Source organism: Nocardiopsis alba (genome assembly GCF_000710955.1).
Taxonomy (GTDB): Bacteria; Actinomycetota; Actinomycetes; order Streptosporangiales; family Streptosporangiaceae; genus Nocardiopsis; species Nocardiopsis alba.
On the sequence record NZ_BAZE01000010.1, the window covers coordinates 107,649 to 133,874 of the forward strand.

General features: G+C 69.2%; 21 protein-coding genes. 11 read left to right on the top strand and 10 right to left on the bottom strand.

Annotated elements, in window-relative coordinates; all coding sequences use genetic code 11:
* The first annotated feature begins 80 nt into the window (after nucleotides 1-80).
* From TR33_RS18235 to TR33_RS18250, 4 genes are all read left to right on the top strand, one after another.
* Complete coding sequence (locus TR33_RS18235) at nucleotides 81-500, top strand: YciI family protein (RefSeq protein ID WP_017533074.1); 420 nt, start codon at nucleotides 81-83, stop codon at nucleotides 498-500.
* 82 nt (nucleotides 501-582) lie between these two features.
* Complete coding sequence (locus TR33_RS18240; protein ID WP_042284386.1) at nucleotides 583-1,845, top strand: RNA polymerase sigma factor; 1,263 nt, start codon at nucleotides 583-585, stop codon at nucleotides 1,843-1,845.
* A 68-nt stretch (nucleotides 1,846-1,913) separates the two neighbouring features.
* Entirely contained in the window at nucleotides 1,914-2,897 is a 984-nt protein-coding gene (locus tag TR33_RS18245; protein ID WP_042284387.1) for an NAD-dependent epimerase/dehydratase family protein, read from the top strand.
* Nucleotides 2,898-3,069: 172 nt separating this feature from the next.
* The gene (locus TR33_RS18250) at nucleotides 3,070-3,351 is read left to right on the top strand and encodes a CD225/dispanin family protein (RefSeq protein WP_042284389.1); all 282 of its coding nucleotides are present in this window, start codon (nucleotides 3,070-3,072) and stop codon (nucleotides 3,349-3,351) included.
* A 58-nt stretch (nucleotides 3,352-3,409) separates the two neighbouring features.
* Here TR33_RS18250 and TR33_RS18255 read toward each other — a convergent pair whose 3' ends face one another.
* The 6 genes from TR33_RS18255 to dnaK all read right to left on the bottom strand — a co-directional run bounded on the left by TR33_RS18255 (nucleotide 3,410) and on the right by dnaK (nucleotide 11,394).
* Nucleotides 3,410-4,006, bottom strand: a complete 597-nt coding sequence (locus TR33_RS18255; RefSeq protein WP_042284391.1) for a Uma2 family endonuclease — start codon at nucleotides 4,004-4,006, stop codon at nucleotides 3,410-3,412.
* A gap of 159 nt (nucleotides 4,007-4,165) precedes the next feature.
* Nucleotides 4,166-6,793 carry an ATP-dependent chaperone ClpB gene (gene clpB, locus TR33_RS18260; RefSeq protein WP_017533077.1) on the bottom strand — a complete coding sequence of 876 codons (2,628 nt, stop codon included), beginning with the start codon at nucleotides 6,791-6,793 and terminating at the stop codon, nucleotides 4,166-4,168.
* Between the two features lie 112 nt (nucleotides 6,794-6,905).
* Nucleotides 6,906-7,409, bottom strand: coding sequence for a heat shock protein transcriptional repressor HspR (locus TR33_RS18265; RefSeq protein WP_086003582.1), 504 nt, complete (start codon nucleotides 7,407-7,409; stop codon nucleotides 6,906-6,908).
* Nucleotides 7,406-8,569: a molecular chaperone DnaJ gene (dnaJ, locus tag TR33_RS18270; RefSeq protein WP_014908313.1), complete on the bottom strand. Its 1,164-nt coding sequence runs from the start codon at nucleotides 8,567-8,569 to the stop codon at nucleotides 7,406-7,408. Before dnaJ ends, TR33_RS18265 begins: the two co-directional genes overlap by 4 nt.
* A gap of 188 nt (nucleotides 8,570-8,757) precedes the next feature.
* Nucleotides 8,758-9,489 (bottom strand): nucleotide exchange factor GrpE, encoded by a 732-nt coding sequence (grpE, locus tag TR33_RS18275; RefSeq protein WP_042284393.1) that lies wholly within the window; start codon nucleotides 9,487-9,489, stop codon nucleotides 8,758-8,760.
* Nucleotides 9,490-9,534: 45 nt separating this feature from the next.
* The gene (dnaK, locus tag TR33_RS18280; protein ID WP_017533080.1) at nucleotides 9,535-11,394 is read right to left on the bottom strand and encodes a molecular chaperone DnaK; all 1,860 of its coding nucleotides are present in this window, start codon (nucleotides 11,392-11,394) and stop codon (nucleotides 9,535-9,537) included.
* A gap of 606 nt (nucleotides 11,395-12,000) precedes the next feature.
* On the opposite strand from dnaK, the gene TR33_RS18285 reads away from it, so the two are divergent.
* The 4 genes from TR33_RS18285 (at nucleotide 12,001) to TR33_RS26110 (ending at nucleotide 19,160) form a co-directional block, all read left to right on the top strand.
* Nucleotides 12,001-14,217, top strand: coding sequence for a (Fe-S)-binding protein (locus tag TR33_RS18285; RefSeq protein ID WP_017533081.1), 2,217 nt, complete (start codon nucleotides 12,001-12,003; stop codon nucleotides 14,215-14,217).
* A 205-nt stretch (nucleotides 14,218-14,422) separates the two neighbouring features.
* On the top strand, nucleotides 14,423-15,424 hold the full coding sequence (locus TR33_RS18290; RefSeq protein WP_042284396.1) for an ABC transporter ATP-binding protein: 1,002 nt from the start codon (nucleotides 14,423-14,425) through the stop codon (nucleotides 15,422-15,424).
* Between the two features lie 86 nt (nucleotides 15,425-15,510).
* Complete coding sequence (locus TR33_RS18295; protein ID WP_017533083.1) at nucleotides 15,511-16,365, top strand: ABC transporter permease; 855 nt, start codon at nucleotides 15,511-15,513, stop codon at nucleotides 16,363-16,365.
* A gap of 182 nt (nucleotides 16,366-16,547) precedes the next feature.
* Nucleotides 16,548-19,160 (top strand): sensor histidine kinase, encoded by a 2,613-nt coding sequence (locus tag TR33_RS26110; protein ID WP_084570278.1) that lies wholly within the window; start codon nucleotides 16,548-16,550, stop codon nucleotides 19,158-19,160.
* Between the two features lie 54 nt (nucleotides 19,161-19,214).
* Here the strand turns inward: TR33_RS26110 and TR33_RS18310 are convergent, their stop codons facing one another.
* The 3 genes from TR33_RS18310 to TR33_RS18320 all read right to left on the bottom strand — a co-directional run bounded on the left by TR33_RS18310 (nucleotide 19,215) and on the right by TR33_RS18320 (nucleotide 21,474).
* Nucleotides 19,215-19,940, bottom strand: coding sequence for a hypothetical protein (locus tag TR33_RS18310; protein ID WP_017533085.1), 726 nt, complete (start codon nucleotides 19,938-19,940; stop codon nucleotides 19,215-19,217).
* 146 nt (nucleotides 19,941-20,086) lie between these two features.
* Nucleotides 20,087-20,596 carry a hypothetical protein gene (locus TR33_RS18315; protein WP_042284398.1) on the bottom strand — a complete coding sequence of 170 codons (510 nt, stop codon included), beginning with the start codon at nucleotides 20,594-20,596 and terminating at the stop codon, nucleotides 20,087-20,089.
* A gap of 314 nt (nucleotides 20,597-20,910) precedes the next feature.
* Nucleotides 20,911-21,474 (bottom strand): gamma carbonic anhydrase family protein, encoded by a 564-nt coding sequence (locus tag TR33_RS18320; RefSeq protein ID WP_017533086.1) that lies wholly within the window; start codon nucleotides 21,472-21,474, stop codon nucleotides 20,911-20,913.
* 370 nt (nucleotides 21,475-21,844) lie between these two features.
* Here TR33_RS18320 and TR33_RS18325 point away from each other — a divergent pair, with 370 nt between their 5' ends.
* Nucleotides 21,845-23,059, top strand: a complete 1,215-nt coding sequence (locus tag TR33_RS18325; RefSeq protein WP_042284400.1) for a F0F1 ATP synthase subunit B — start codon at nucleotides 21,845-21,847, stop codon at nucleotides 23,057-23,059.
* Between the two features lie 132 nt (nucleotides 23,060-23,191).
* On the top strand, nucleotides 23,192-23,641 hold the full coding sequence (locus tag TR33_RS18330; protein ID WP_042284401.1) for a GNAT family N-acetyltransferase: 450 nt from the start codon (nucleotides 23,192-23,194) through the stop codon (nucleotides 23,639-23,641).
* An 84-nt stretch (nucleotides 23,642-23,725) separates the two neighbouring features.
* Here the strand turns inward: TR33_RS18330 and TR33_RS18335 are convergent, their stop codons facing one another.
* Nucleotides 23,726-25,411 carry an MDR family MFS transporter gene (locus TR33_RS18335; RefSeq protein ID WP_042284403.1) on the bottom strand — a complete coding sequence of 562 codons (1,686 nt, stop codon included), beginning with the start codon at nucleotides 25,409-25,411 and terminating at the stop codon, nucleotides 23,726-23,728.
* Between the two features lie 191 nt (nucleotides 25,412-25,602).
* Between TR33_RS18335 and TR33_RS18340 the strand changes: the two genes are divergently transcribed.
* Nucleotides 25,603-26,217 carry a TetR/AcrR family transcriptional regulator gene (locus TR33_RS18340; RefSeq protein ID WP_014909400.1) on the top strand — a complete coding sequence of 205 codons (615 nt, stop codon included), beginning with the start codon at nucleotides 25,603-25,605 and terminating at the stop codon, nucleotides 26,215-26,217.
* Nucleotides 26,218-26,226: the final 9 nt, after the last annotated feature.

A 26,226-nucleotide genomic window follows, 5' to 3' on the forward strand; every position in this document is an offset into this window, starting at 1 on the left:
ATTCGGGGCCGGCCCGTTCGACGAACGGGTGAGAGCGGCGGAAGAGACACCGTTCCGTACCCGGAAGAGGGCGAACAACGATGCGTTACCTGATGTCGATCATGAGCACCCCCGCCGATGAGGCCGCGGCCTATGAGGCCGGGCCCGAGGTCTACGAGGCGATGGCCGCCTACAACGAGGAGCTGGTCAAGGCCGGCGTCCTGCTGACCGGAGAGGGGCTGGCCCCCACCTCCGAGGGAGCCGAGGTCATCTTCCGGGACGGCGGCGCGAACGTCGTCGACGGTCCCTTCACCGAGGCCAAGGAGTTCATCGCCGGTTACTGGGTGCTCCAGGTGTCCTCCCATGAGGAGGCCGTGGAGTGGGCCAAGCGGTGCCCGCACCCGCCGGAGGGCGAGATGAGGCTCCAGCTGCGCCGGATCGCCGAGCTGGAGGACATGGACACGATGCCCGAGGAGCTCAAGGAGCGCGAGCGCGAGCTGCGCGCCTCCCAGGAGGGCTGAACGCGGCGGGGCCCGGATCGGTGAGGCCGCGATCCGGGCCCGCCCCTTGCGGTGGAGGTCACGGCGGTGCTCTGATGTTCCCGTGGGCCACACCGATGTCACACCCGAGGTGGAGGCGGTCTGGCGTATCGAGTCGGCCCGTCTGATCGCCGTTCTCACCCGTATGGTCGGCGACGTCGGCCTGGCCGAGGAGTTCGCCCAGGACGCCCTGGTCTCCGCCCTGGAGAAGTGGCCGGAGAAGGGGGTCCCCCGTAAGCCCGGCGCCTGGCTGACCACCGTCGCCAAACGCCGCGTCCTCGATCGTTGGCGTCGGGACGAGCGTTTCCAGCGGCACATGGTCGAACTGGGACGCGACCTCGTCGAACAGGACGGGAGCGCCGATTTCGACGCGGTCCTGGAGGAGGACTACGGCGACGACCTCCTCAAGCTCATGTTCGTGTGCTGCCACCCGGTGCTGTCGACCTCGGCCCGGATCGCGCTCACTCTGCGCATGCTCGGCGGGCTCACCACCGACGAGATCGCCCGTGCCTTCCTCGTTCCGGAGGCCACCGTCGCCCAACGCATCGTGCGGGCCAAGAGGACCCTGGCCGCGAAGAGGGTGCCCTTCGAAGTACCGTCCGGAGAGGAACGCGACGCGCGGCTCTCCGACGTCCTCGAAGTCCTCTACCTGGTGTTCAACGAGGGGTACACGGCCACCTCGGGGGACCGCTGGCTGCGGCCCGAACTGTGCGACGAGGCCATGCGTCTTGGGCGGGTCCTCGTCGCGTTGACGCCCTCGGAACCCGAGGCGCACGGTCTGCTCGCGCTCATGGAGCTCCAGGCCTCCCGTTTCCGCGCGAGGGTGGGCACCGACGGGTCTCCCGTGCCGCTCGCCGAACAGGACCGTTCACGCTGGGACCGGCTGCTCATCGGACGGGGGATGAAGGCCCTGATGGCCTCGCTTCCGGAGGACCCCGCCGAACGGGGCGTCTACTCGCTCCAGGCCGGGATCGCCGCCGCGCACGCCGTCGCCGTGACCGCGGAGGACACCGACTGGCGAGCCATCGCGGCCCTGTACGAGGCCTTGGTCCGGCGCACCGGGTCGCCGGTGGTCGAGCTGAATCGGGCGGTGGCGGTGTCGATGGCCTTCGGCCCGGAGCCCGCCCTGCGTATCGTCGACGCGCTGCGTGATTCGGGTGCCCTGGCCGACTACCACCTGCTTCCCGCGGTCCGTGGAGACCTGTTGCGGCGGCTGGGACGCGAGGACGAGGCGCGGACCGAGCACGAACGGGCCGCGAGGCTCACCCGCAACGAGCGCGAACGCGAACTGATGGTGGAGCGCGCGCGGCCCGGCGATCGACGGTAGGGAGCCCCCGGTTCTGCCGGTGGCAGTACCCCCTGGCGCGTTCGGTGGTCCCGGATCAGAATCTCCCCATGAGACTTCTGGTTCTGGGTGGTACGGAGTTCGTGGGGCGGGCCGTCGTGGAGGAGGCCCTCGCCCGAGGCCGGGAGACCACGGTCTTCCATCGGGGACGGCATGAGCCGCCCTCCGGGGTGGAGGTCCGGAAAGGGGACCGCACGGAGGAGGGTGGTCTGGCCGAGCTGGAGACGGGGGAGTGGGACGCCGTCGTCGACACCTGGTCGGGCGCGCCCGCCGCGGTGACCGCCGCCGCGCGTCTGCTCTCGGAGCGGGTCGATCGCTATGCCTATATCTCCAGCCGTTCCGTGCACGGGATGATCATCCCGGCGGGGGCGGACGAGACCGCTCCGACGGTGGAGTCCTCGCCCGAGGACGACGGTACCGACTACGCGCGGGCCAAGCGCGGGGGTGAACTGGCCGCCGAGGCGGTGCTGGGAGATCGCGCCCTCTTCGTGCGGGCCGGTCTCATCCTCGGCCCGTACGAGAACATCGGTCGACTCCCCTGGTGGCTGGGGAGGATCGCCCGGGGCGGCACCGTCCTGGCGCCCGGCCCCCGTGATCTGCCGTTGCAGTACATCGACGCCAGAGACCTGGCCGTGTGGACGCTGGACGCGATCGAGAAGGGATCGGGCGGGCCGTTCAACCTGGTCTCTCCCACTGGTCACACCACCATGGAGGGGCTGCTGACCGCCTGTCGGGAGGCGACCGGCTCCGATGCGGTGTTCCGCTGGTTCGATCCCGAGGTGATCGTCGAGGCCGGTGTGCGGCCGTGGACGGACCTGCCGGTCTGGCTTCCACCGGGCGAGCCGCACGGGAGCATGCACCAGGGTGACGTGGGGCGCGCGCTCGCCACCGGTCTGCGCTGCCGCCCGGTGGCCGAGACCGTCGCCGACACCTGGGCGTGGCTGGAGTCCATCGGCGGCACGGCTCCTCAACGCGAAGGGTGGCCCCGACTGGGACTCGACCCGGAGGTCGAGGCCCGGCTGCTCGCCTCTTGAACGGAGTCGACGCCACCCCTGCGCCGGGACCCGTGGCGGGCAGGACCACGGACCGGACGCGGATCTCCCTCTCGTCGGACGTGGCCTCCGGGTCTCGGGGACGGTGGAAACCGGAGCCCGCCCTCCGACGTCCAAGGGGGTGGTTCTTCCCCCGACGTGAAGAGGTTCCCCCGTGTCGTACCCCTCCGGCCCCGCTCCCCAGTACGGTTCGTCCTCGAGCGGTAGCCCGGTCAGCGCGCTGATCTGGTCGATCCTGATGACCCTGTGCTGTAACCAGATCTGCGGCATCATCGCGATCGTCTTCTCCGTGGTCGCCATGACCAAGGAGCACGAGCCGGCCGAGCAGGAACGGTTCGTCCGCTACGCCTGGAGGACGATGGGTATCGGCCTGGCCATCACGGTGGGCCTGGTGATCCTCTACTTCCTGTTCGGATCGGCCCTGGCCCTGGCCTGACCCGTACGACACGAGGGGCCGCGTCCGTTTCGTCGGACGCGGCCCCTTGGTGCGCGGATCAGCGGGCGTAGCGCTTGAGCCCGTCGGTGTTCAGAGTGACCTCGACCCCCGGGATCTCGACGGTGTGACCGTAGCCGAGCTTGTTGATGTTGCGGTAGCGGCCTTTCAACGGCTCGCTGTGGACGGTGACGCTGTCATCGTCGCGGTCGACGAGCAGATAGACCTCGATGTCGCAGGCGGCGTAGGCGTGTGCCTTCTCGACCCGATCCCGGGAGTTGGTGTCGGAGTCCCATGAGGTGACCTCGACGACGGCGAGGACTCCCTGGGGGTCCGCCCATTCGCCTTGGCCCGCGAAATGGTCGACGGGGGCGAGGATGCCGTCCGGGCGTGCCCGGCCCTTGCGGTAGGAATCCACCTTCAGACCCTGGCCGGTGACGTTCAGGTCCAGATCGGCCCTCTGCGTCATGAACTGACGCATCAACCACATGAGGATCGCGTTGCGGTCGCTGTCGGGCACGGTCCGGATCTCCATCTGTCCGTTGAGGTACTCGAGGGTGACGTCCTCACGGGCCGCGGCCCTGGCGATGACCTCGAACTGTTCGATGCTCAGCTTCTCGACGGGAGATCTCGGTGAGAGGTGGTCGATCACGGTCATGGTGTACGGCCCCTTCCGCCGTGGCGCGGGTTCCGGAACGCGTCGCGGACTCCTGGGACCAGGGTACCCAGGGAGCCTCCGCGAGCCCGGGGTTCGTGGAATTCGTGGAACACGAGGGGCCGCGTCCGTTTCGTCGGACGCGGCCCCTCGCCGTACGGATCAGGCCGGGAGTTCGGGCTCCTCGGCCTTGCGGGTGGCCACGGTCAGGCGCTCCCGGGCGTCGTCCACGTCCACGAAGACGGTGTCGCCCTCGGAGAGGTCGCCGGAGAGCAGCTCCCTGGCGAGCGGGTCGCCGATCGAGGACTGCACCAGGCGTCGCAGCGGTCGGGCCCCGTAGTTCGGGTCGTAGCCGGTCAAACCCAGCCACTCGCGGGCGGCCTCGGTGACCTCCAGGGTGAGGCGCCGGTCGGCCAGACGCCGGGCCAGCTTGTCGACCTGGAGGTCGACGATCCGGGTCAGGTCCTCGGTGGACAGCGCGTCGAACATGATCACGTCGTCCAGTCGGTTGAGGAACTCCGGCTTGAAGGTGGAGCGCACCACGTTCATCACGCGTTCCCTGCGCACCGACTCCTCCAGCGTCTGGTCCACCAGGAACGGCGAACCCAGGTTGGAGGTGAGGATGAGGATGGTGTTGCGGAAGTCCACCTGGCGGCCCTGGCCGTCGGTCAGGCGACCGTCGTCCAGCACCTGGAGCAGGGTGTCGAACACCTCCAGGTGGGCCTTCTCCACCTCGTCCAACAGCACCACGGTGTAGGGGCGGCGGCGTACCGCCTCGGTGAGCTGGCCGCCCTCCTCGTAGCCGACGTATCCGGGAGGCGCTCCCACCAGACGCGACACCGAGTGCTTCTCCGAGTACTCGCTCATGTCGATGCGCACGATCGCGCGTTCGTCGTCGAACAGGAACTCGGCGAGGGCCTTGGCCAGCTCGGTCTTACCGACACCGGTCGGACCCAGGAACAGGAACGAACCGGTGGGGCGGTCCGGGTCGGAGATGCCGGCCCGGGCCCGACGCACCGCGTCGGACACGGCGGCCACCGCGTCCTTCTGGCCGATGAGGCGTCGGCCCAGCTCGTCCTCCATGCGCAGCAGCTTGGAGGTCTCGCCCTCCATCAGCCGGCCCACGGGGATCCCGGTCCAGGAGGAGACGACGTCGGCGACCTCGTCGGCGCCCACCTCGTCCTTGACCATGGGGTCGTCCTGGGCGCCGCCGGACTCCTCGGCGTCCTCCTCGGCCTTGGAGGCCTCCTCGATCTGCTTCTCCAGCTGCGGGATGTCCCCGTACATCAGCCGGGAGGCCTCTTCGAAGCGGCCCTCGCGTTCGGCCAGTTCGGCCTTGGTGCGCAGGTCGTCCAGCCGTCCCTTGAGCTCACCGACCCGGTTGAGGCCGGCCTTCTCCTGTTCCCAGCGGGCCACCAGGCCGTTGAGCCGTTCCTGCTTGTCGGCGAGGTCGGAGCGCAGCCGCTCCAACCGCTGCCGGCTGGCGGTGTCGGACTCCTTGTCGAGTGCCATCTCCTCCATCTTGAGACGGTCGACGATACGGCGCAGCTCGTCGATCTCCACGGGGCTGGAGTCGATCTCCATGCGCAGGCGGGAGGCGGCCTCGTCGATGAGGTCGATGGCCTTGTCCGGGAGGAAGCGCGCGGTGATGTAGCGGTCGGACAGGGTCGCGGCGGCGACCAGGGCCGAGTCGGAGATCTGCACCTTGTGGTGGGCCTCGTAGCGCCCCTTGAGACCGCGCAGGATCGCGATGGTGTCGGTCGCCGACGGCTCGCCGACGAACACCTGCTGGAAACGGCGTTCCAGGGCGGGATCCTTCTCGATCCGTTCCCGGTACTCGTCCAGGGTGGTGGCGCCGACCATGCGCAGCTCGCCGCGGGCCAGCATGGGCTTGAGCATGTTGCCGGCGTCCATGGCGCCCTCGGCGGCGCCCGCGCCCACCATGGTGTGCAGTTCGTCGATGAACGTGATGACCTGGCCCTCGGACTCCTTGATCTCGGAGAGCACGGCCTTGAGACGTTCCTCGAACTCGCCCCTGTACTTGGCCCCGGCGACCATCGCGGACAGATCCAGGCTGATCAGGCGCTTGCCGAGCAGGGACTGGGGCACGTCGCCGGCCACGATGCGCTGGGCGAGGCCCTCGACCACGGCGGTCTTGCCCACGCCGGGCTCGCCGATGAGGACGGGGTTGTTCTTGGTGCGCCGGCTCAGGACCTGGATGACGCGGCGGATCTCTCCGTCGCGGCCGATCACCGGGTCGACCTTGCCCTCGCGGGCGCGTTCGGTGAGGTCCACACCGAACTTCTCCAGGGACTGGTAGGTGTCCTCGGGGTTCTCCGAGGTGACCCGTCCGGTGCCGCGCACCCTCTCGAAGGCCTCCAGGAGCTCGTCCGGGCCGGCGCCCGCCTCCTTGAGGATCCGTGAGGCCTCCCCGCCGTCGGTGGCCAGCCCCACCAACAGGTGTTCGGTGGAGACGTACTCGTCCTCCATCCGCTGCGCGCGCTGGGCGGCGGTGTTGAGGGAGACGATGAGCTGGCGCGAGGAGCTGGGAGAGCCGACCGTGGCCCCCGAGGCCTTCGGCAGCCCGCCGATCGCCGCCTCGACCTTGTCCTTGATCAGGTCGGGGTCGGCCCCGACCTCCTTGAGCAGCGGCCTGGTGATGCCCTCGGCCTGGTTCAGCAGAGCGTTCAGCAGGTGCAGCGGCTCGGTCTGGGGGCTGCCGTCGGACGTGGCCTGGCGGATGGCGTCGGCCAACGCCTCCTGGCTCTTCCGGGTGAGCTTGTAGTTCATGATTACGTGACTCCCTCCGCATGAAGTGTCACTCAGAGTGATCGAAAGCGGCCGACTCCGCCGCGCCGTGGACATCGACCCCCGGGGTCCCGGGCGCCGTCGGTCCGACCTCTCAGCCCTGGTCGGGCCCGCTCTGTCCGCGGTTGTCGCCGGTGTCCCCGAGGCCGCCGCCCCGCTCGGGGCGCTCCTCGGGATCGGTGGCCGTATTGAAGATCGTCACGCGGGTGCGGCGCACCAGCTCCCCGCGGACCGGCCCACCCTCGGGGTGGGCGGGGCGGCCGCGCCGGGACACCGCCCGGCGCGCCGCCTCCAGTTCGTTGGCGAGGTGGAACACCTGCTCACGCAGCTGGTCCACCTCGTGTTGCAGCTCCAGGATCCGCTTGATCCCGGCGAGGTTGACGCCCTCCTCCTGGGACAGACGCTGCACCTCGCGCAACGTCTGTATGTCACGCATGGAGTAGCGCCGGCCCCGCCCGGACGCACGGCCGGGCGACACGATCCCCAGACGGTCGTACTGGCGCAGTGTCTGCGGGTGCATACCGGCCAGTTCCGCGGCCACGGAGATCACGTAGACCGGGGCATCGACGCCGAAGGAAGGATCGTTCACGACTCTCACGCGCCCTTCGCCCGCGCTTCGAGCCCGTCGCGCGGGTCGTAGTCCGACGTCGCGGCGCGGAACTTCTCCAGCGCCTCGCGCGCGTCGCCGTTGAGTGTCTGTGGCACCGCCACCTCGAAGGTGACCAGCATGTCGCCGATGGTGCCGTCCTTACGGGTGGCGCCCTTGCCGCGGACCCGCAGCGTGCGCCCGTTCTGGGTGCCCGGCGGGACCTTCACGGTCACCGGGAAGCCGCCCAGGGTCGGAACCCGCACGTCGGCGCCGAGCGCCGCCTCGGGGAAGGTCACCGGAACCTTGATGGTGACGTTGTCACCGCTCCTGCCGAACACCGGGTGGCCCTTCACATGGACGACGACGTACAGGTCACCGGCGGGGCCGCCGTGCTCGCCCGGGGCCCCCTTGCCCTTGATCCGGATCCGCTGTCCGTCGGACACGCCGGCCGGGATCCGGGTCTGGATGGTGCGGGTGCTCTTGCCACGCCCGCTGCCGTTGCAGGTGGGACAGGGGTCGTCGACCACGAGGCCGCGCCCCTTGCACTCGCTGCACGGCTCGGACAGCGAGAAGCCGCCCAGGTTGGTGCTCTCGTGCCCGGTGCCGGAGCACTTCGGGCACATGCGCGGGGCCGAACCGGCGCGTGCGCCCGTCCCCTTACAGGTCGGGCAGGCGGCCTCGCTGCTCAGCTGGAACGAACGGGTCACCCCGTCCGCGGCCTCGCGGAAGGTCAGAGTGGTCTCGGTCTCGACGTCGGCGCCGCGCCTGCTGCGGGTCGCCTGACCCGCGCGGCCGCGGTTGCCGAACAACCCGCCGAACAGGTCGCTCAGGCGTTCGCCGCCGGGCGCCCCGCCCCCGCCGGAGCCCTGACCGAAGATGTCGCTCATGTCGAAGCCACCGGGTCCGGTGCCGCCACCGGGGCGGTAGGAGCCGCCGAACATCGAGCGGGCCTCGTCGTACTCCTTGCGGCGCTTGTCGTCCGACAGGACGTTGTACGCCTCGGAGATCTCCTTGAAGCGGTCCTCCGCCTTCGGGTCGTCCCGGTTGGCGTCGGGGTGGTTCTCACGGGCCAGCTTGCGGTAGGACGAGCGGATCTCGTCCTTGGTGGCGGTCTTTGAGACGCCGAGGACCTTGTAGTAGTCCTTCTCCAGGTAGTCCTTGGTGCTCATCGACTGGTGCCTTCTCCCCGCTGGTGCCGGTGGTGTTCGATGTTTACACGTGGCCCCGTTCCGTACGGGGCCGGGGTCGGCCTGTGGCCGTGACCGACGATCTCACGTCGCTCACGGCCACAGGTCCTACGCCACGGGCCCGGGCCCGCGGCCGGACGCCCTCGTGGCGCCCGGACCGGCGTGACCGGCTACTTCTTGTCCTCGCCGTCCTCGGTGGAGTCCGCGGGTTCGTCGGCGGCCGCCTCGGCGGTCTCCGACTCGTCGCCCATGGGCTCTCCGACGACCACACGGGCCGGACGAAGAATCCTCTCTCCGATGCGGTACCCCGGCTGGAACACCTCGATCACCGTCTGCGCGGAGATGTTCGGAACCGGCACCAGGGTGAGGGCCTCGTGCACGTTCGGGTCGAACTCGTCGCCCTGCTCGCCGTACTTCTCCAGGCCCAACTTGGTGACCGTGGCCTCCAAGGCCTCGCCCACCGCCTTGAACCCTCCGTTGAGCTCGTCGTGGTCACGGGCGCGGCCGATGTCGTCCAGGACCGGCAGAAGCTCGCCGACGACCTGGGCGGTGGCCACCTCTCGGACGGCCACACGGTCGCGCTCGACCCGCTTGCGGTAGTTGGAGTACTCCGCCTGCACCCGCTTGATGTCGTTGGTGAGTTCGACGACCCGCTCGTCGGCGTTGATCGCCTCGCTCACCACCGACTCCGGGGTGTCCGGAATCTCGGGGATGTCCTCGACCTCGGCTTCGACCTCGGTCGCCTCGTCCTCCTCGGAGACCTCGGCCTCCTCGGACTTCTTCGCCTCGGGGTCTCGGACCTCACCGGTCTCGGGGTCGATCCTGCGGTTGTCGCGGATCACCGGACCCTGGTTCTGGTCACCGTCACCGGTGTCGGGGTCGCTCTTATCCGACAGCGCCATGTCCTACGTGCCCTCCTTCCTCGGCTCTCAGCGGACTCTCGGGGTTCAGGAACCCTGCTTGTCGCCCTTGCCGTTGTCCTCGTCGACGATCTCGGCGTCCACGACGTCGGCGTCGTCGGCGGAGGCGTCCGCGCCCTCACCGCCGGGCTGACCGGCGCCCTCGCCCTGCTGGCCCTGGCTGTAGATGGCCGAACCGATCTTCTGGCTGGCCAGCGCGACCTTCTCGCTGGCGCCGCGGATGGCCTCGGTGTCGGTGCCCTCCAGCGCGGTCTTCAGCTCGCCGACGGCGGCCTCGGTCTCGGAGCGCACGTCCGCCGGGATCTTGTCCTCGTTGTCCTTGATGACCTTCTCGGTCTGGTAGACGAGGGACTCGGCGTTGTTGCGGACCTCAGCCTCCTCGCGGCGCTTGCGGTCCTCCTCGGCGTACTGCTCGGCGTCGCGGACCATCTGGTCGATGTCGTCCTTGGACATCGCCGAACCACCGGAGATGGTGACGGACTGCTCCTTGCCGGTGCCCAGGTCCTTCGCGGTGACGCTGACGATGCCGTTGGCGTCGATGTCGAAGGTGACCTCGATCTGCGGGACGCCGCGCGGCGCCGGGGGCAGACCGGTCAGGTCGAAGACGCCCAGCTTCTTGTTGTACTGGGCGATGTCGCGCTCACCCTGGTACACCTGGATCTGCACGGACGGCTGGTTGTCGTCGGCCGTCGTGAAGATCTCCGACCGCTTGGTCGGGATGGTGGTGTTGCGCTCGATGAGCTTGGTGAACACGCCGCCCTTGGTCTCGATGCCCAGCGACAGCGGGGTGACGTCGAGCAGGAGGACGTCCTTGACCTCGCCCTTGAGAACACCGGCCTGGAGGGCGGCACCGATGGCCACGACCTCGTCCGGGTTCACGCCCTTGTTGGGCTCCTTGCCGCCGGTCATCTCCTTGACCAGGTCGGCGATGGCGGGCATACGGGTCGAGCCACCGACCAGGACGACGTGGTCGATCTGGTCCAGGCTGATCCCGGCGTCCTTGATGACCTGCTGGAACGGGGTCTTGGTCCGCTCGACCAGGTCGGAGGTCAGGCGCTGGAACTCGGCGCGGGTGAGCTTCTCGTCCAGGTGCAGCGGGCCCTCGGCGGAGGCCGTGATGTAGGGCAGGTTGATCTGCGTCTCGCTGGAGCTGGACAGCTCGATCTTGGCCTTCTCGGCGGCCTCGCGCAGACGCTGGAGCGCCATCTTGTCCTTGGACAGGTCGACGCCGTTGGAGTTCTTGAACTTCTCGACCAGCCAGTTGACGACGGCCTGGTCCCAGTCGTCGCCACCGAGGTGGTTGTCGCCGTTGGTCGCCTTGACCTCCACGACGCCGTCGCCGACCTCCAGGAGGGAGACGTCGAAGGTACCGCCACCGAGGTCGTAGACCAGGATGGTGGCCTCGTCCTCCTTCTCCAGGTGGTAGGAGAGAGCGGCCGAGGTCGGCTCGTTGATGATGCGCAGGACGTTCAGACCCGCGATCGTGCCGGCCTCCTTGGTGGCCTGACGCTGGGAGTCGCTGAAGTAGGCCGGGACGGTGATGACCGCGTCGGTCACGTCCTCGCCCAGGTAGGCCTCGGCGTCGCGCTTGAGCTTCTGCAGGATGAAGGCGCTGATCTGCTGCGGGTTGAAGCTCTTGTCGTCGATCTTCACCGACCAGTCGGTGCCGATGTGGCGCTTCACCGAACGGATGGTCCGGTCGACGTTGGTGACGGCCTGACGCTTGGCCACCTCACCGACGAGCACCTCGCCGTTCTTGGCGAAGGCCACGACCGAAGGGGTGGTGCGGGAGCCCTCGGCGTTGGTGATGACCGTCGGTTCGCCGCCCTCGAGGACAGCGACACACGAGTTCGTCGTACCGAGGTCGATTCCGACCGCACGTGCCATGGTTGGTACCTCCGTCAAAGTTGAGTCGTTCGGACGTAAGTTTGCTTCGTCGGGTGGGGGCTGTCAAGTCAGTTGAGTCGACCCGACTCAAGTTACTTCTCTCGCCCTGACAACGGTCGGCCGCGTGGGGATGTTCCCGACCAGGGCGTCTTTCACGTGGAAATGGGGGAACCCCGGGCGAACTCGGGGACATCCTTGACCCGGAATATCCGGGGAGTCGGGGGAGGCCTCAGGGGTGTTCCGGGGGCGTCCGGGGCTCGAGGGGGAGGAGTGATCCCGGTCGGCGCGCGACACGGCGGACGGCTCCACGGGGGTCCGGATGCTCCCGCGTGGCTCCGAGGTCCGATTACATAGGGGGCATGGTGCGTCGGGCGGGGCTCGTGTGGGCCCGCGTGGCGCTCGGTCGGCGAGAGGCGGCTACGGTTGGCTCTCGCGCGAGGCGGTCCGGAGGCCGTGCCATGTGCGCGTAAGGCGAGAGAAGGACGGCGCGCCGGCTCCTAGTGGGCGGCCGATGGACTCCGAGCCATTACTCGCTAGTAACATCAACTGTCGGTGCCGGTGTGTGGCGCACCGGACGACGAGAAGCAGGATGGGAGGCCACGGACGATGCAACCCCTGTACTTGACGCTGGGCATCATCACCTCGGTCTTCGCCGTGGTCGCGTTCACCTTGTTCGGTCTGGGCATCCGCCAGATCGTGCGAACCGTGGGTGTCGGCCGAACGGTGGAGCCGGAGCGGAAGGGGCCGTTCGGGCAACGGCTCACGATGACCCTCATCGAGATCCTCGGGCACACGAGGATGCTCAAGCGACCGTGGGTGGGTGTCGCCCACTGGTTCGTGATGGTCTCCTTCCCGCTCCTGGTCTTCACGGTCATCGAAGCGCAGGGCGAGACCTTCGATCCGCACTTCAAGCTGCCGATCATCCACGACTGGACCCTCTACGGTCTGGCCATCGAGATCATCGCGGGCGCCAGCCTCATCAGCATCGTCGGCCTGACCGTCTACCGTCTGCTGAACGGTCCCCACCGCAAGGGCCGCGACTCCCGCTTCTACAACTCCAAGACGTGGACCGCGTACTACGTCGAGGCCTACCTGTGGGGCCTGCTGATCTCGATCTTCGTGATCCGCGGCCTCAAGGTCGGCATCGGCGACTTCCCGTTCCCGACCTGGGCCACGCCGATCTCGCACGCCATCGGCTCCGTCATGCCGACCGACGCCGCGGTCGCCGAACCGGCCATCGCCCTGGTGGCCGCGTTCAAGCTGATCATCAGCTACCTGTTCTTCATGGTGCTGTACTTCAAGCTCACCATGGGCATCGGCTGGCACCGCTTCATCGCCCCGGTCAACATCTACTTCAAGCGCAACGCCGACGGTTCCCCGTCCCTGGGCGCCGCCAAGCAGATGATGGACAAGTCCGGTACCAAGCCCCTCGACTTCGAGGAGGCCGACCCGGACGAGGACCCGTTCGGCGCGGGCAAGCTGGAGGACTTCACCTGGAAGGGGCTGCTGGACTTCACGAGCTGCACCGAGTGCGGCCGTTGCCAGTCCCAGTGCCCCGCCTGGAACACCGGTAAGCCGCTGTCGCCGAAGAAGGTCATCCTCGACCTCCAGGCGCACACCTACGAGAAGGCCCCGTACCTCCTCAAGGGCATCACCGAGGAGACCCTCGCCGAGGCTCCGGACGAGAGCCACGCGGGCGTCGACGTCCTCGCCCTCCTCAACAAGCCGCTGGTCGGCACCGAGGAGGAGGGTGGCGTCATCCACCCCGACGAGTTGTGGTCCTGCACCAACTGCGGCGCCTGCGTCGAGCAGTGCCCGGTGGACATCGAGCACATCGACCACATCCTGGACATGCGTCGCTACCAGGTCATGGTCGAGTCCAACTTCCCCTCCGAGGCCAACACGCTCCTGAAGAACCTGGAGAACAAGGGCAACCCCTGGGGCATGGCCGAGGACCGGCGCATGGACTGGATCGAGGAGCTCGCCTCCCAGGAGAACCCGGTCGAGGTGACGGTCGTCGACGACAAGCTCGACGAGGACACCGAGTACCTCTTCTGGGTCGGCTGCGCCGGTGCCCTGGAGGACCGGGCGAAGAAGACCACGAAGGCCATCGCCGAACTCCTGGACATCGCGGGGGTGAAGTTCGCGGTCCTGGGCGGCATGGAGGCCTGCACCGGCGACCCGGCGCGTCGCCTCGGCATGGAGTACGTCTTCCAGATGCTGGCCCAGCAGAACGTCGAGACGCTCAACGAAGCCGGTGTCACGAAGATCGTGGCGAGCTGCCCGCACTGCTTCAACACCCTGGCCAAGGAGTACCCGCAGCTCGGCGGTACCTACGAGGTCGTCCACCACAGCCAGCTCCTGGCCAAGCTGGTGGAGGAGGGGCGTCTGACCCCGGTGAGCTCGATCGACGAGAACATCACCTACCACGACCCCTGCTTCCTGGGTCGGCACAACAAGGTGTACACGCCGCCGCGCGACATCATGGCGCAGGTGCCCGGGGTCAAGACCCAGGAGATGCACCGCCACAAGGAGCGGGGCTTCTGCTGCGGCGCCGGTGGTGCCCGCATGTGGATGGAGGAGCGGATCGGCAAGCGCATCAACACCGAGCGTGTGGACGAGGCGCTGACCACCAACCCCGACACCGTGTCCACCGCGTGCCCGTTCTGCCAGGTCATGCTCGGCGACGCGATCAACGAGAAGAAGTCCGCCGGCGAGGCGAAGGAATCGCTGGAGGTCGTGGACGTCTCCCAGCTCCTGCTCCGCTCGGTCAAGGGTGAGAACCCGGCCGAGGGCGAGACGAAGGAGCCGGCCGAGGCCTGACAGGCGGTGAGGTTCCCTTAGGAGCCCGAACCCGCGAACGGAAGGGGCGGGACACCGAGAGGTGTCCCGCCCCTTCCGTCGTATGAACGGGTCGAGGCGAGGAGCGGAGATGACATTTGTCAGTGGTCCGGACGGGCGCCTGACATGAGGGAACGGTGACAGCGGCGTCTGTCGCGAGCACCCTCGCCCACGGGATCCTCGGAACATGACGACACAGAACACCGCCACGGCCGTCGAGAACGGTGCCCCCCACACCACCGCGGAACCGACGGTGGTCGTCCGCGACCTTCGACAGAGGTACGGCGATTTCGAGGCCGTCAAGGGGGTCTCCTTCGAGATCCGCCCCGGAGAGCTCTTCGCCCTCCTCGGCACCAACGGCGCGGGGAAGACCACCACCATCGAGACCCTGGAGGGCTTCCGAAAGCCCTCCTCCGGCATGGCACGGATCTTCGGGCAGGACCCCTTCGGCCAGCCCGCCGGGGTCCGCGAGCGCGCCGACGCGGTCCTTCAGGGCAGCGGACTCATGGACGATCTCAGCGTCGAGGAGAACCTCGTCCTCACCAGGGACCTGGCCGCCGACCCCCGGGACGTCGACGAGGTCCTGGAGTTGGTCGACCTGACCGAGAAGCGCGGGCTGCGCGTCCGTCAGCTCTCCGGAGGTCAGAAGCGCCGCCTGGACCTGGCGTCGGCGCTCATCTCCCGGCCCGAGGTCCTCTACCTGGACGAGCCCACGACGGGCATGGACACCGAGGCCAGGCACGAGACCTGGCGGATCGTCAACGACCTCAAGGCGAGCGGGGTGGCGATCCTGCTCACCACGCACTACCTGGAGGAGGCCGAGCGCCTCGCCGACCGCCTGGCCATCATGCACCGCGGTGAGATCCACGTGGAGGGCACCCTGGCCGACGTCCTCGCGGGCTGGGGCGACCGGGTGGGCTTCCAGGTGCCCGACGAGGTGCGCACGGCCGACCTGCCCGAGGTCGAGGGCGCACGATGCGAGGTCGAGACCCGGGATCAGGCCCTCTGGGCCACCTACACGGTCACCGGGGGAGGCGTGGCCGACCGGGCCCACCACGCCGTCGCCGCCCTGCTGGCCTGGGCGACCGCTCGGGGGACGGTCCTGCGGCACCTCCAGGTCCGCGGTGCCTCCCTGGAGGACGTCTTCCTCCAGGTCGCGGACGGCACCGCCGACCTGCTCGCCGAGTGACCGGCCGGATCCGCGCCACCGGGACCACGCGCCGACCATCGCGCGACCCCGATCTCCCACAGACCCGCAGGAAACAGAGGAACACGATGAGCACGACCACCGTACGAACCTCCGACCGGGGGGCCTCCGGCACCCGGACCGCCCCGAGCGTGTTCGCGCAGACCCTACGTCTGACCCGCACCGAGTTCACCCTCTTCGTGCGCTACCAGACGGCCTGGCTGTACCTGCTGATGCCGATGGTGCTGTTCGTCCCCTTGATGTCGATGCCCAGCGCTCCGGCCTTCGGTGACTACACCACCACCGACCTCTCGATCGCGGCCGCGCTCCTCGGTATCGGTCTGATGCTGGGCATCGGTCACGCCTCCAACGTGTTCGCCGCGCGCCGGGAGTCGTTGGTCCTCAAGCGGCTCCGTGTGAGCGGGGTGCCGAGGGCGGCGATCTTCGGCGGGGTGACCCTGCTCGTCCTGCTCTTCACCCTGCTGCTCACCGCCCTGGTGGTAGCCGTGATCTCCGCCATGAACGGTACGACGCCGGCCGACCCCGTCCTGCTGGGCGTGGCGGTGCTGCTGTGCACCACGGCCATGACCTTCGTAGGCCTGCTGATCACGTCGCTGGTGCGCAACGCCGAGTCCGCGCAGATGTTCTCGACCCTCCCGATGCTGTTCCTACTGATGACCGGCGGGATCTTCTTCCCCCTCGAACTGATGCCCGGCCCTGTGGGGGCGGTCGCGGGCCTTCTCCCGGTCGCGCCGGCGGCGGAGATGGCCCAGGCCGCCTACACCGGGTACGACGTCTTCGGTGGCTTCGAGGGCGCCGAGGCGGTGGGGACCCTGGAACTGTGGACGGCCTCGCTCCCCTCCATCGCGGTGATGCTCGTGTGGATCGTGATCCTGGCGCTGGCCGTCGGTCGCTTCTTCAAGTGGGACCCCCGTCGACCGTGACGGTGCCGGACGGGGATGCCGGGGAGGCCCGGGACGGGGGCCTTCCCGGCACGAACACGTCCACGACCGGAATCCGCCCTGTGGACGAGCGTTCGGAGGGTCCTTCCACGACCTAACGTGGAAGGGGTGTGCCGGACAGAGTGGGTGTACCGGATACCGGTGAAGGCGAGGTGGGTGGGGCGATGGTCGCGAGCGGGTCGGACACGACCGACGACCGTGAGGTCTCCGTCATCGGAGGCGACGCGGCCGGAACCTCCGAGGACGGCGGGGCGGGTGGGAACTACACCCGGCGACAGCGGATCCTGAAGTGGATCGTCCTGTGGACCCTGTCCTCTCAGGCGCTGGTCTTCCCCGTCTGGGCCCTCTACGAGCTGTACTTCCCCGGTCGTCTGACGCCGGGCACGCCGGTCACCGAGAGCGGCCCGGCCGTGGTGGCCCTCCTCCTCTGCCTCGTCATGACGGTGCTGGGATGGGCGATGACCCGGCAGCGGTTGAACGGAAGACGGGAGGCCGACCCGCGCCTGTACTGGGGGCTGGTGGGGTCGCTCGTCCTGGTGTGCCTTCTGTTCCGGACGCCGCTGCACGTGATCGGTCTCGTCGCGAACGTTCTGTGCCTGCTCTCCTTCATGAGCACCTGGTCGCGGACCCGCTACGTGATCCCCCTGTGCCTCCTCCTGCTGGGCGGCCACACGCTCCTCTATGGGCCGTACGGCGAGTCATGGCCCTTTCTCATCTTCCTCTCCGTCGTGTTCCTCCTGATCGTCCTGGTGGCCTGGTTCGCCTGCCTGCCGGTCTTCTGGCTGTGGGACGCCACCAGGGAGGCGGTGGAGGGCGAGCGCGCCAGGGCCCGGTTGGCGGTGAACGAGGAGCGACTCCGGTTCGCGGAGGACATGCGCGGCCTGCTGGGTCACGAGCTGAGCGCGTTGGAGGTCGGGGCGCGCAGGGCGGAGACCCTGGTGGACACCGACCCCGAGGCCTCCAAGGAACGGATCGGGCGGGTGCACGAACTGGCCCGGAGCACGCTCCACCAGGTCCGCTCGGTGGTCCGCGGCTACCGCGACCTCGACCTGGGCACCGAGGTGCGCGCGGTCCGTTCGGTCCTGGAGGCGAACAACACCATCACGACGGTCTCCGGGCTGGAGGGGCTGAACCCGCCCTCGGAGACGGCGGCGCTGGCGGCGTGGGTGGTACGCGAGGGCGGTACCAACGTGCTGCGGCACAGCGGGGCACGCCGGTGTCGGATCGACTTCTCGATGGCGGAATCGGCCGATGGCACCTCCCACGAGCTGGTCGTGGAGATGGCCAACGACCACGCCGAGGGTGGGGAGGAGGACGAGACCGGATCGGCCGGTGGTCTCTCCGGGCTCGCCGATCGTGTCGAGCGCAACTCCGGCTCCCTGACGGCGGCGCGGACCCCCGACGGCGGCTTCCTGCTGAGAGCGGTCCTTCCTGTTCGGGAGGGCACACCTCCTCCGGGTGCCATGGCGGGCGGTCACTCCGTGGTGAGCGCGACCGAGCACCCCGCACGTGGCCTGGGCGGTGCTCCAGGGGTCGCCGCTTCGTCCGGCCCGGGTATCACCGACGAGGGCGCTTCCCACAGATCCGAGGCCGTCGGTGAGACCTCGGAGGAGAGAGACGATCACCGGATCAGGATCGCCCGGCTCATCATCATGGTCCTGTTCGGGTTCAACGGTCTGGTCATGTGCTTCTGGGGTGTGCTCGACCTCGTCACCGCCCTGAACATGGGCTGGACCCTGTGGCCCTCGGCCGTGGGGACGGTGGTCACGATGGTGAACTGCGTCATCCTCAACGTCCTGATCTGGGAACGGCTGAACGGGAACCGGGCCCCGACCCCGCCGCTCTACTGGACCTCCCTGGTTCTTCTCATCGCCACCGGGTTCCTGTTGCAGTCTCCGGAGACCGGCATGCTCACGGTCGGCACCTGGTGGGGGATCGGGCTCTTCCTCGCGCCACGGCGGACCAGCCTTCTGGTCTCCTTCGCCCTTCTGCTGACACCGCTGTTGTTCCTGCCCGGCTACGACTTCGGAACGGAGCTCAACGTCGGTCTGTACGCCCTGGTGTGGCTGATCGCCGTCCTCATCGCGCTGCTGTTCGCCGGCGGCACGGTCTCGACGATCTGGTTGTGGGACGTCAGTCTCGAAGCGGTGGCCGGGCAGCGTGCCCGGGCCCGGCTGGCGGTCACCGAGGAGCGGCTCCGGTTCGCCCGCGACATGCACGACCTGCTCGGGCACAGTCTCTCCGCGCTGTCGGTCAAGGCCCAGCTGGCGGGCAGACTCGTGGACCGGGCCCCGGAGCGCGCCGCCGCGGAGATGGCCGAGGTCCGGAGCCTGGCACGCGAGGCGCTCGGCCAGGTGCGGTCGGCGGTGAACGGCTATCGGGAGATCGACCTGGAACAGGAGATCTCCTCCGTCACCGCGGTCCTGGATTCCGGCGGGACCTCGACCACGATCACCGGCCTGGACGGGCTCGACGTACCGCCCCGGACCGCCGCGCTGGCGGCGTGGGTGGTGCGCGAGGGCGGTACCAACGTGCTGCGGCACAGCGACGCCGAGCAGTGCCAGATCACCTTCATCCCGGTGCGGGGCGAAGGCGCGAGCGCGGACACGCTGGTGCTGGAGATCCACAACGACCGGGCCCATGGGGCCGAGAAGGACACGAACGGAGGCAACGGACTGACCGGGCTCAGAGAGCGCGTCGCCGCTCAGGGAGGCACGGTCTCCGGGAGTCCGACCGGCGAGGGCGGGTTCCTGCTCCGTGCGGTCCTGCCGCTGTGAGACGCCCTGCCCCGTGCCGTCCTGGACCTGGACGGCACGGGGGCTCGTGGGGGTTCAGAGGGTGGTGAGGGAGTCGAAGGCCGCGTCGATGTCGGCGGTGGCCTCGGCCCCGCCGTCGGTGTTGAGGCCGAGCACGAACGCGCCCTGGTCGCCCTCGAGCTCCACCACCAGGAAGCGACCGTAGGCCTCCTCGTCGGATTCGGAATCGTCGCCCATGGTCGCTCCGAAGGCGGGGTGGCCGTTCACCTCCGTGGCTCCGGACGGTTCGACCCACAGGTCGCCGCCATCGGTGGCCAGGTGGCCGACCATGCGGGTGGCCATGGAGACGGCGGTGGCCGCGAGGGGCTCCAGGGGGCCCAGCTCCTCGCCTCCGGTGACGATGACGGCCCCCGGATCCTCCGGAGACCCGTACACCGTGTAGGAGGTGTACTCGGGCGGGACCTGGTCGTCTCCGAGCCGTGTCCACCCCTCTCCGGCGAGTGCGTAGGCCAGACCGGAGCGAGGGTCGGAGACGGTGTCCCCTCCGCCGGGACCCTCCGTGGTCTCGGGCTCCTCGGGGGCCTCTTCACCGGTGGGAGAGGGATCCGCCGCCGAGGGTTCCGCGTCGTCGTCGCCCAACAGGAGACGGCCGAGGCCGGCGGCGGTGATCAGCAGGAAGACCAACGTCACCAGGACCGCGATGGTGAAGGTGATCCTGCGCGCGTTGTCGGGCTCCTCGTCGACGCGGTGCGGGCCGGGTTCTTCTCCGCGGTCGGGGACGGGGGTGTCGGGTTCGCGCATCTGTGCTCCTGAGGGGCGGCCTGCCGTGCTGCGGCTGGAGGGCTCAGAAGGGTCAGTACCCGGTGGAGGGGGTCGGCGCTCGGGAGAAGGGTGGCCGGATCAGGCCGAAACGGACCGAATCGGCATCGATCGACGCCGATTCGGTCTCACAGGCCTCGGGTCAGAACGTGGAGGAGCAACGGTCCGCGCAGTCCGCCGGCGGGGCCGGGGATCACCCGGGGAAGCCCAGGGGCGGCAGGGGTCGGGAGGCGATCGAGGGGGCCCCTCGGAGAAGACCCCGACGTGGGCGGCGGCTCCTCGGAGCGGGGCGCGGGAGGCCGCGGCGGCGGGGCGTCCTGGGGGAACGGTCCGCGCATCGTCGGAGGTCGGTCGGGGTGGTCCGGGCCGGACCCTCGGGGTGTCTCGGGGTCCGGGTCCCGAGGAGCGGGGGCCTGGGGGCGTGGCCGGGGTTTCGGGGCTCGGACGGACACGTGGACGGTCTCGCCCGTCTCCTCCGGAGCGGAGCCGGTACCGAGCCCGAGGACACGGTCGATCTCGACGAGACTGAGTCTGCGGTCGACGTCGGCCACCGCGATGAGCACCTCGGCGTACAGTTCGATCTCGTCGAGGGCGACATGGTCGTGAAGACGATCGCGTACCCCGAGTCCATGGTTCACGCGCGCTCACCTCCGACGACGGCGTCGCTGGACATCAGGGGCGCCGGCGGTCGGCCGGATGTCCCACGCCTTCGGGACGGGGGCGGGCGCGACGGAACACCGCTCCCATAGGGCGCGAGCACTTCTCAGGCTACGACGCCGGAACCCATCGCGCATGACTCGTGTGGGCCAGTGCCCGGACCACCCGGGCTAGTCACAGAGTGTCCGTTCCCTTCGGGGGAGATCGGGGTCGTCGACCGCGTGGCCCCTCACCCGAGAGGACCATGCGGCCGATCGAGGCGCCGGCCGGAGCGATGGGTTCCGGCTGCGCGGGGTCAGCGCCAGGTGACGTCCTGGTGCTGGACCGCGTAGCCGGCGTAGGCGGTCGGCGTGTGCTCCAGCACGAGACGGTCGTCGTCGTTCAGTTCCCGGACGACCTTGCCCGGAACCCCGGCCCACAGTGTGTTCGGAGGGACCACCTTGCCCGGTGCGACCAGGGAACCGGCGGCCACGAGCGCACCCTTGCCGACCCGGGCCCCGCCCAGGACGATCGCGCCGATGCCGATGAGGGCGCCCTCCTCGACGATGGCGCCGTGCACCATCGCCTTGTGACCCAGGCTCACGTCGTCGTGGAGGATCGCGGGTTGTCCGGGGTCGGAGTGCAGTCCGCACTGGTCCTGGATGTTGACGCGGTCGCCGACCACGATGTCCTCGGTGTCGGCGCGCAACACGGAGCCGTACCAGACGCTGCTCCGCTCGCCCAGCCTGACCCGGCCGACCACGACCGCTCCCGGGGCGATCCAGGCGGTGGGATGGATCCGGGGTTCCCCGAAGGGCGCGCTTCCGATCCGTGGTCCGTCGACCCGTTCAAAGTCTCTTTCGTCAGGTGTGCCGGCCATGATGAGGTCCTTCCCGGAGTCGGCCCCGGGGCCGGGGCGAGGAAGTTGACCGCTCGGCCCCCGTATGGGGATGATCGCGCATACCTTAGTAAGAACGTGACCAGGGTCCGCATGGCGCCGTGGCCGTCAGGGCTCTTGACGCGGCGGCGCGGCGCGTGCCTACCTTGGTCGTCTGGACGGTGTCCACGGCGTTACGCTCCGCTCTCGGACGATGCCCCTCCATCGTGCCGGGCCGGGGCGTGGGACGGACACTCAGGGCATGAATCTCAAAAGAGACTCCCAGGGTGTTCTTGAACATGTATGGGGCAAATTCTCACCATCTGCGACGTGCAGTCAACGGTGTTAAGGACATGAAGAGCACATGAGCAATATGTTGCCGGGCGGCGGACTGCAACAAGACAGGTTCCAAACAGTACGCAAGGGCGGATACGACAAGGCGCACGTCGACGACTACTGCGTGCGTGTGGACAACCAGTTCAAGGACCTCCGCGAGCGTTTGCAGCGGATGGACGACGAGCTGGAGCAGTACAAGCGCGATCTCGCCATCGCCCGTGAGAAGGCCCAGGTCAAGCCGGAACACGAGCAGATCAGCGAACGCATGGCGGAGATCCTCAGGATCGCCGAGGAAGAGGCCAAGGAGCGTCGCTCCCGGGCCGAGTCCGAGGTGAAGGAGGCCCAGAAGAAGGCCGAGGACGAGGTCGCCAAGCAGCGCAAGGACGCCGAAGAGCACGCCGAGCGCATCATCACCTCCGCGCGCACCGAGGCCACCGAGATGGTCTCCGGCGCGAAGAAGGAGGCGGACCAGCTCCGTGACCAGGCTCAGAAGGAGGGCGAGCGTCGGCTGAGCGAGGCCGAGGCCCGCGCCAAGAAGATCCACGACACGGCCGACCGCCGTCTGGCCACGCTCACGGCCACGCACGCCGAGGCGCTGCGCCGGCTCAAGGACATGCACTCCACACTGGCCGACCTGCTCACCGCGGAGGAGAAGTCCGGTGCCCTGGAGGCGGGGCTGTCCCGCGAGGACCTGACGACCCCTCCGGCGGAGACCCCCGAGCCCAAGGCCGAGGAGAAGAAGCCCGCCCAGGGACGCCCGCAGGAGGGCAAGGCCCCCCAGGCCGCGAAGAAGCCCGAGGGCGAGCCGGAGAAGAAGGCCCCGAAGGCCGCCGCTCCGTCGTCCGAGGGTGAGAACGAGAACACGACCACGGCCCAGATGCCGCCGCTCCAGCCGGAGCCGGAGGAGGCGACCGTGCGGATCAGGCCGGAGCAGGTCGCCGAGCCCAAGAAGGAGGAGGGCAAGGGCGGAGACCCCAAGGCCGCCGCTCCCCGTCCTCCTCAGGGCGCCCGCTTCGCGGGTCCGGCCCCGGCGGACGGGACGGGCGGACCTCAGCAGGCCCCCGGCGCGGCCCGGCCGCCCCAGGTCGCGGCGCCCCAGCAGCAGCAGAGCGGCCCCCAGCAGCCGCAGGGACAGGCGGCCGCCCCGACCGACGCGGGGGACCCGGGGGTCACCGGCGTCTACCGTCGTCCGGAGGGGCCTCAGCAGCCTCCGCTCGGGGACGAGGGCGTCCGGGTCGTCCGCAAGCCCTGAGGGACGCGGAGAACGCGTTCGAGCCGGTCACGGAACGAGGGTGGGACCACTGGTCCCGCCCTCGGCGTTTTGTGGTCGGTTGTAGGGTGACGTCCGCCTTGTCGCAGGCTGTCGGCTACGATGCCGACAGCCATGATTATCCGCGCGGCCATAAGGTCCGACCTCGGTGCGATCCTGCGACTCCTGCGCGAACTCGGTGACACCACCCACACGCGGAGCGCGCACGTTCGCATGTCCTCCGCAGCCGTACGCGCCTGGACGAGGATGGAGAGCGACCCCGACCGCACGGTCCTGGTCGCCGAGCGGCGCGGCCAGATCATCGGGACCCTGGACCTGCTGGTCGTGGCCAACCTGACCCATGACGCCCAACCCTGGGCGGTGGTCGACAACCTCGTGGTCGACCCCGAGACCCGTCTCCAGGGCATCGGACGCGCGCTCATGGAGGACGCCCTGGAGAGGGCGGCGCAGGCGGGGTGCTACAAGATCGAGCTGCTCTCCCACGAGAGCCGGCAGGGCGCGCATCGTTTCTACGCCGCTCTCGGGTTCGAGAACTCGGCCGAGGGCTTCCGCCGCTATCTCTGACCGGTGAGGGCGTTCGCGCCGCCGGTACGGCGGCCCCGGGTCGGAGCCGCCGTACGGACGGAACCGGTCATGGGACGATCGGGCTCACTTCTCGGCCCGCGCCGGCCCGCCTCCGCGCAGCGGGACCCCCTTCATGAACGTCACCGCGATCAGACCGCACGCGGCGATCGGGACACCGGCCACGAAGACGCCCTGCATGGCGTGGTCGAAGGCGTGCACGACGACCTCGCGGATCGGATCGGGCAGTGAGTGCACGAGTTCGGGCGACCCTTGCGCGGACTCGGCGGCCTGTTCCAGGCCCACGGTGAGTTCGTCGGCGCCGGAGTCGGTCCCGGCCGCGACGTCGGCCTCCAGTTCGGCCCTCGCGGCCGTCATCGCGTCGGCGAGCGCGTTGTTGAGACGTCCGACCATCACCGCTCCGAAGGCGGCCACGCCCATCGCGCCGCCCAGGTTGCGGAAGAAGGTCACCGAGGCGGTGCCGGAGGCCATGTCCTCGACCGGCAGGGAACTCTGGGTGGCCAGTAGCAGGATCTGCATGTTGAGCCCGAAGCCGAGGCCGACGAGCATCTGTCCGACGACCACCGTGGTCAGCCCGGGGTCGTACTGGGCCATGGTCAGCACGGTGAAACCGAGGACGCACAGCACCATGCCCACGACCGGGTAGGCCTTCCAACGGCCGCTGCCGCTGATCGCGAAGCCGGAGCCGATCGAGGTCACCAGGAAGCAGCCGACCAGGGGCAGGGTCATCAGTCCGGAGACGGTCGGGCTCATGCCGTGCACCATCTGGAGGTACTGCGGCATGTAGATGATGAGGCCGAACATCATCATGCCCACGGTCACCGAACCGGCGGAGGCCAGCACGAACGTGCGGTTCCGGAACAGGCGGGTGGGGATGATGGGCTCGGCGGCGCGGCGCTCGACGAGGACCGCGGCGACGGTCAGCAGCACGGTGCCGATGCCCATCGCGTAGGCGGCGGGGGAGTTCCAGGGGATCTGGGTGCCGCCCAGACTGAGCAGGACGATCGCCGTGCTGGCGGCGCTGAAGATCAGGGCGGCGCCGAGCCAGTCGACGGGGGCCTTGCGCCGGGGGGTGAAGGGCATGCGGAACATGAACTGGATGACGGCGAAGGCCACCACGGCGAGCGGCACGGTGATGAGGAAGCACCAGCGCCATCCGAGGGGGCTGTCCACGAGGAAGCCGCCGACCAGCGGCCCGAGCACGGTGGACACGCCGAAGACCATGCCGATCAGGCCGCTGTAGCGTCCGCGTTCACGGGGGGAGACGACGTCGCCCAGGATGATGTTGGGCAGCGTGGCCAGGCCGCCGACGCCCAGGCCCTGGAGGGCTCGGGCGGCGATCAGCCAGTTGATGTTCTGGGCGAAGCCGGCGGCCAGCGAGGCGACGATGAAGACGCCGAGGGCGATCTGGAAGAGGAGCTTGCGTCCCCAGATGTCGGAGAGCTTGCCCCACACGGGGGTGGAGGCGGTCATGGTCAGGAGCGCGGCGGTGGCCACCCAGGCCAGCCGGTCCTGTCCGCCGAGCTCGCCCATGATGGTGGGCAGGGCGGTGCCGATGATCGAGTTGGTGAGCATCGACGTGAGCATGGCCAGGACGAGGCCGACCATGATCCGTCGTACGACCTTGCGCGAGGGGTAGGAGGTGGTCTCCGGGGTGCTCGGGGGGTTCGTCGTGAGGTCGTCGACCGCGGGTGTCCGTGTACCGGGTGCGGGTCCCTTCGGTTTCGACTTCCCGCGCAGCGACTGTTCCATGGGTCCCCCGATTCCGGACGCACGAAAGGCCCCGCGGCGCAGCGCCGGGGGCGGGCATCCATGCTCCGGTATATGTAAACGGTGTTGACCTGTCAAATCGGTATCTCTCCGTCTCTACCGGTATGCGTATGTGTCGGCGAGGTGCGACCCTGGAATTTCGAAGCGGACAGTGGTTCCCGAAGGGTGTGCAGATGGAGCGTCCGGAAGTGGCCGGGGGCGGCGCGCCCGCGCCGGGGAGAGGTCGTGAGGCGACCAGAGAGCGCATTCTCACCAGCGCCAAGGAGTTGTTCACCAGTGAGGGGTTCGGTTCGGTCTCCTCGCGGATGATCGCCTCGCACGCCGGGGTGAACGTGGCGCTGATCAACCGCTACTTCGGTTCCAAGGCCGGCCTGCTCACCGAGATCCTGCGCGAGGACGGCGTCTTCCCCAGGCTCATCACCGAAGGGCCTCCCGAGCTTCTGACGCGGCGCCTGGCCGAGCACATCGTCAGCCGGTTGTACGGGGAGGGGACACTCCTCCAGCGGGCCCTGGACCACTCGGCGGGCGACCCCGACCTCCAGTCGGTCTATCAGGGGCGGCTCAAGACCGCGTTCATCGAGCCGCTCGCGGTCTACCTGGACCGGGAGAACTCCCGGGTGCACGCCTCCCTGATCGCCGCCGTGATGCTGGGGATGGGGCGGGTCCGAAGGATCGAGGGCGGGGACGCGTTGCGCGCCCACGACCGGGAACAGCTGACCGAGCGCGTTCTGGCGCTGCTGGAACTGTGCCTGGCCGACTTCGGCGCCCCGGACCCGGACGACCCCTGAGTCCGGACC

Coding starts and splice junctions, on each gene's coding strand:
- TR33_RS18235 (WP_017533074.1), top strand. CDS start 81: ATGCGTTACCTGATGTCGATCATGAGCACCCCCGCCGATGAGGCCGCG.
- TR33_RS18245 (WP_042284387.1), top strand. CDS start 1,914: ATGAGACTTCTGGTTCTGGGTGGTACGGAGTTCGTGGGGCGGGCCGTC.
- TR33_RS18255 (WP_042284391.1), bottom strand. CDS start 4,006: ATGACCGTGATCGACCACCTCTCACCGAGATCTCCCGTCGAGAAGCTG.
- clpB (WP_017533077.1), bottom strand. CDS start 6,793: ATGAACTACAAGCTCACCCGGAAGAGCCAGGAGGCGTTGGCCGACGCC.
- dnaJ (WP_014908313.1), bottom strand. CDS start 8,569: ATGAGCACCAAGGACTACCTGGAGAAGGACTACTACAAGGTCCTCGGC.
- grpE (WP_042284393.1), bottom strand. CDS start 9,489: ATGGCGCTGTCGGATAAGAGCGACCCCGACACCGGTGACGGTGACCAG.
- dnaK (WP_017533080.1), bottom strand. CDS start 11,394: ATGGCACGTGCGGTCGGAATCGACCTCGGTACGACGAACTCGTGTGTC.
- TR33_RS18285 (WP_017533081.1), top strand. CDS start 12,001: ATGCAACCCCTGTACTTGACGCTGGGCATCATCACCTCGGTCTTCGCC.
- TR33_RS18290 (WP_042284396.1), top strand. CDS start 14,423: ATGACGACACAGAACACCGCCACGGCCGTCGAGAACGGTGCCCCCCAC.
- TR33_RS18295 (WP_017533083.1), top strand. CDS start 15,511: ATGAGCACGACCACCGTACGAACCTCCGACCGGGGGGCCTCCGGCACC.
- TR33_RS26110 (WP_084570278.1), top strand. CDS start 16,548: ATGGTCGCGAGCGGGTCGGACACGACCGACGACCGTGAGGTCTCCGTC.
- TR33_RS18310 (WP_017533085.1), bottom strand. CDS start 19,940: ATGCGCGAACCCGACACCCCCGTCCCCGACCGCGGAGAAGAACCCGGC.
- TR33_RS18320 (WP_017533086.1), bottom strand. CDS start 21,474: ATGGCCGGCACACCTGACGAAAGAGACTTTGAACGGGTCGACGGACCA.
- TR33_RS18325 (WP_042284400.1), top strand. CDS start 21,845: ATGTTGCCGGGCGGCGGACTGCAACAAGACAGGTTCCAAACAGTACGC.
- TR33_RS18330 (WP_042284401.1), top strand. CDS start 23,192: ATGATTATCCGCGCGGCCATAAGGTCCGACCTCGGTGCGATCCTGCGA.
- TR33_RS18335 (WP_042284403.1), bottom strand. CDS start 25,411: ATGGAACAGTCGCTGCGCGGGAAGTCGAAACCGAAGGGACCCGCACCC.
- TR33_RS18340 (WP_014909400.1), top strand. CDS start 25,603: ATGGAGCGTCCGGAAGTGGCCGGGGGCGGCGCGCCCGCGCCGGGGAGA.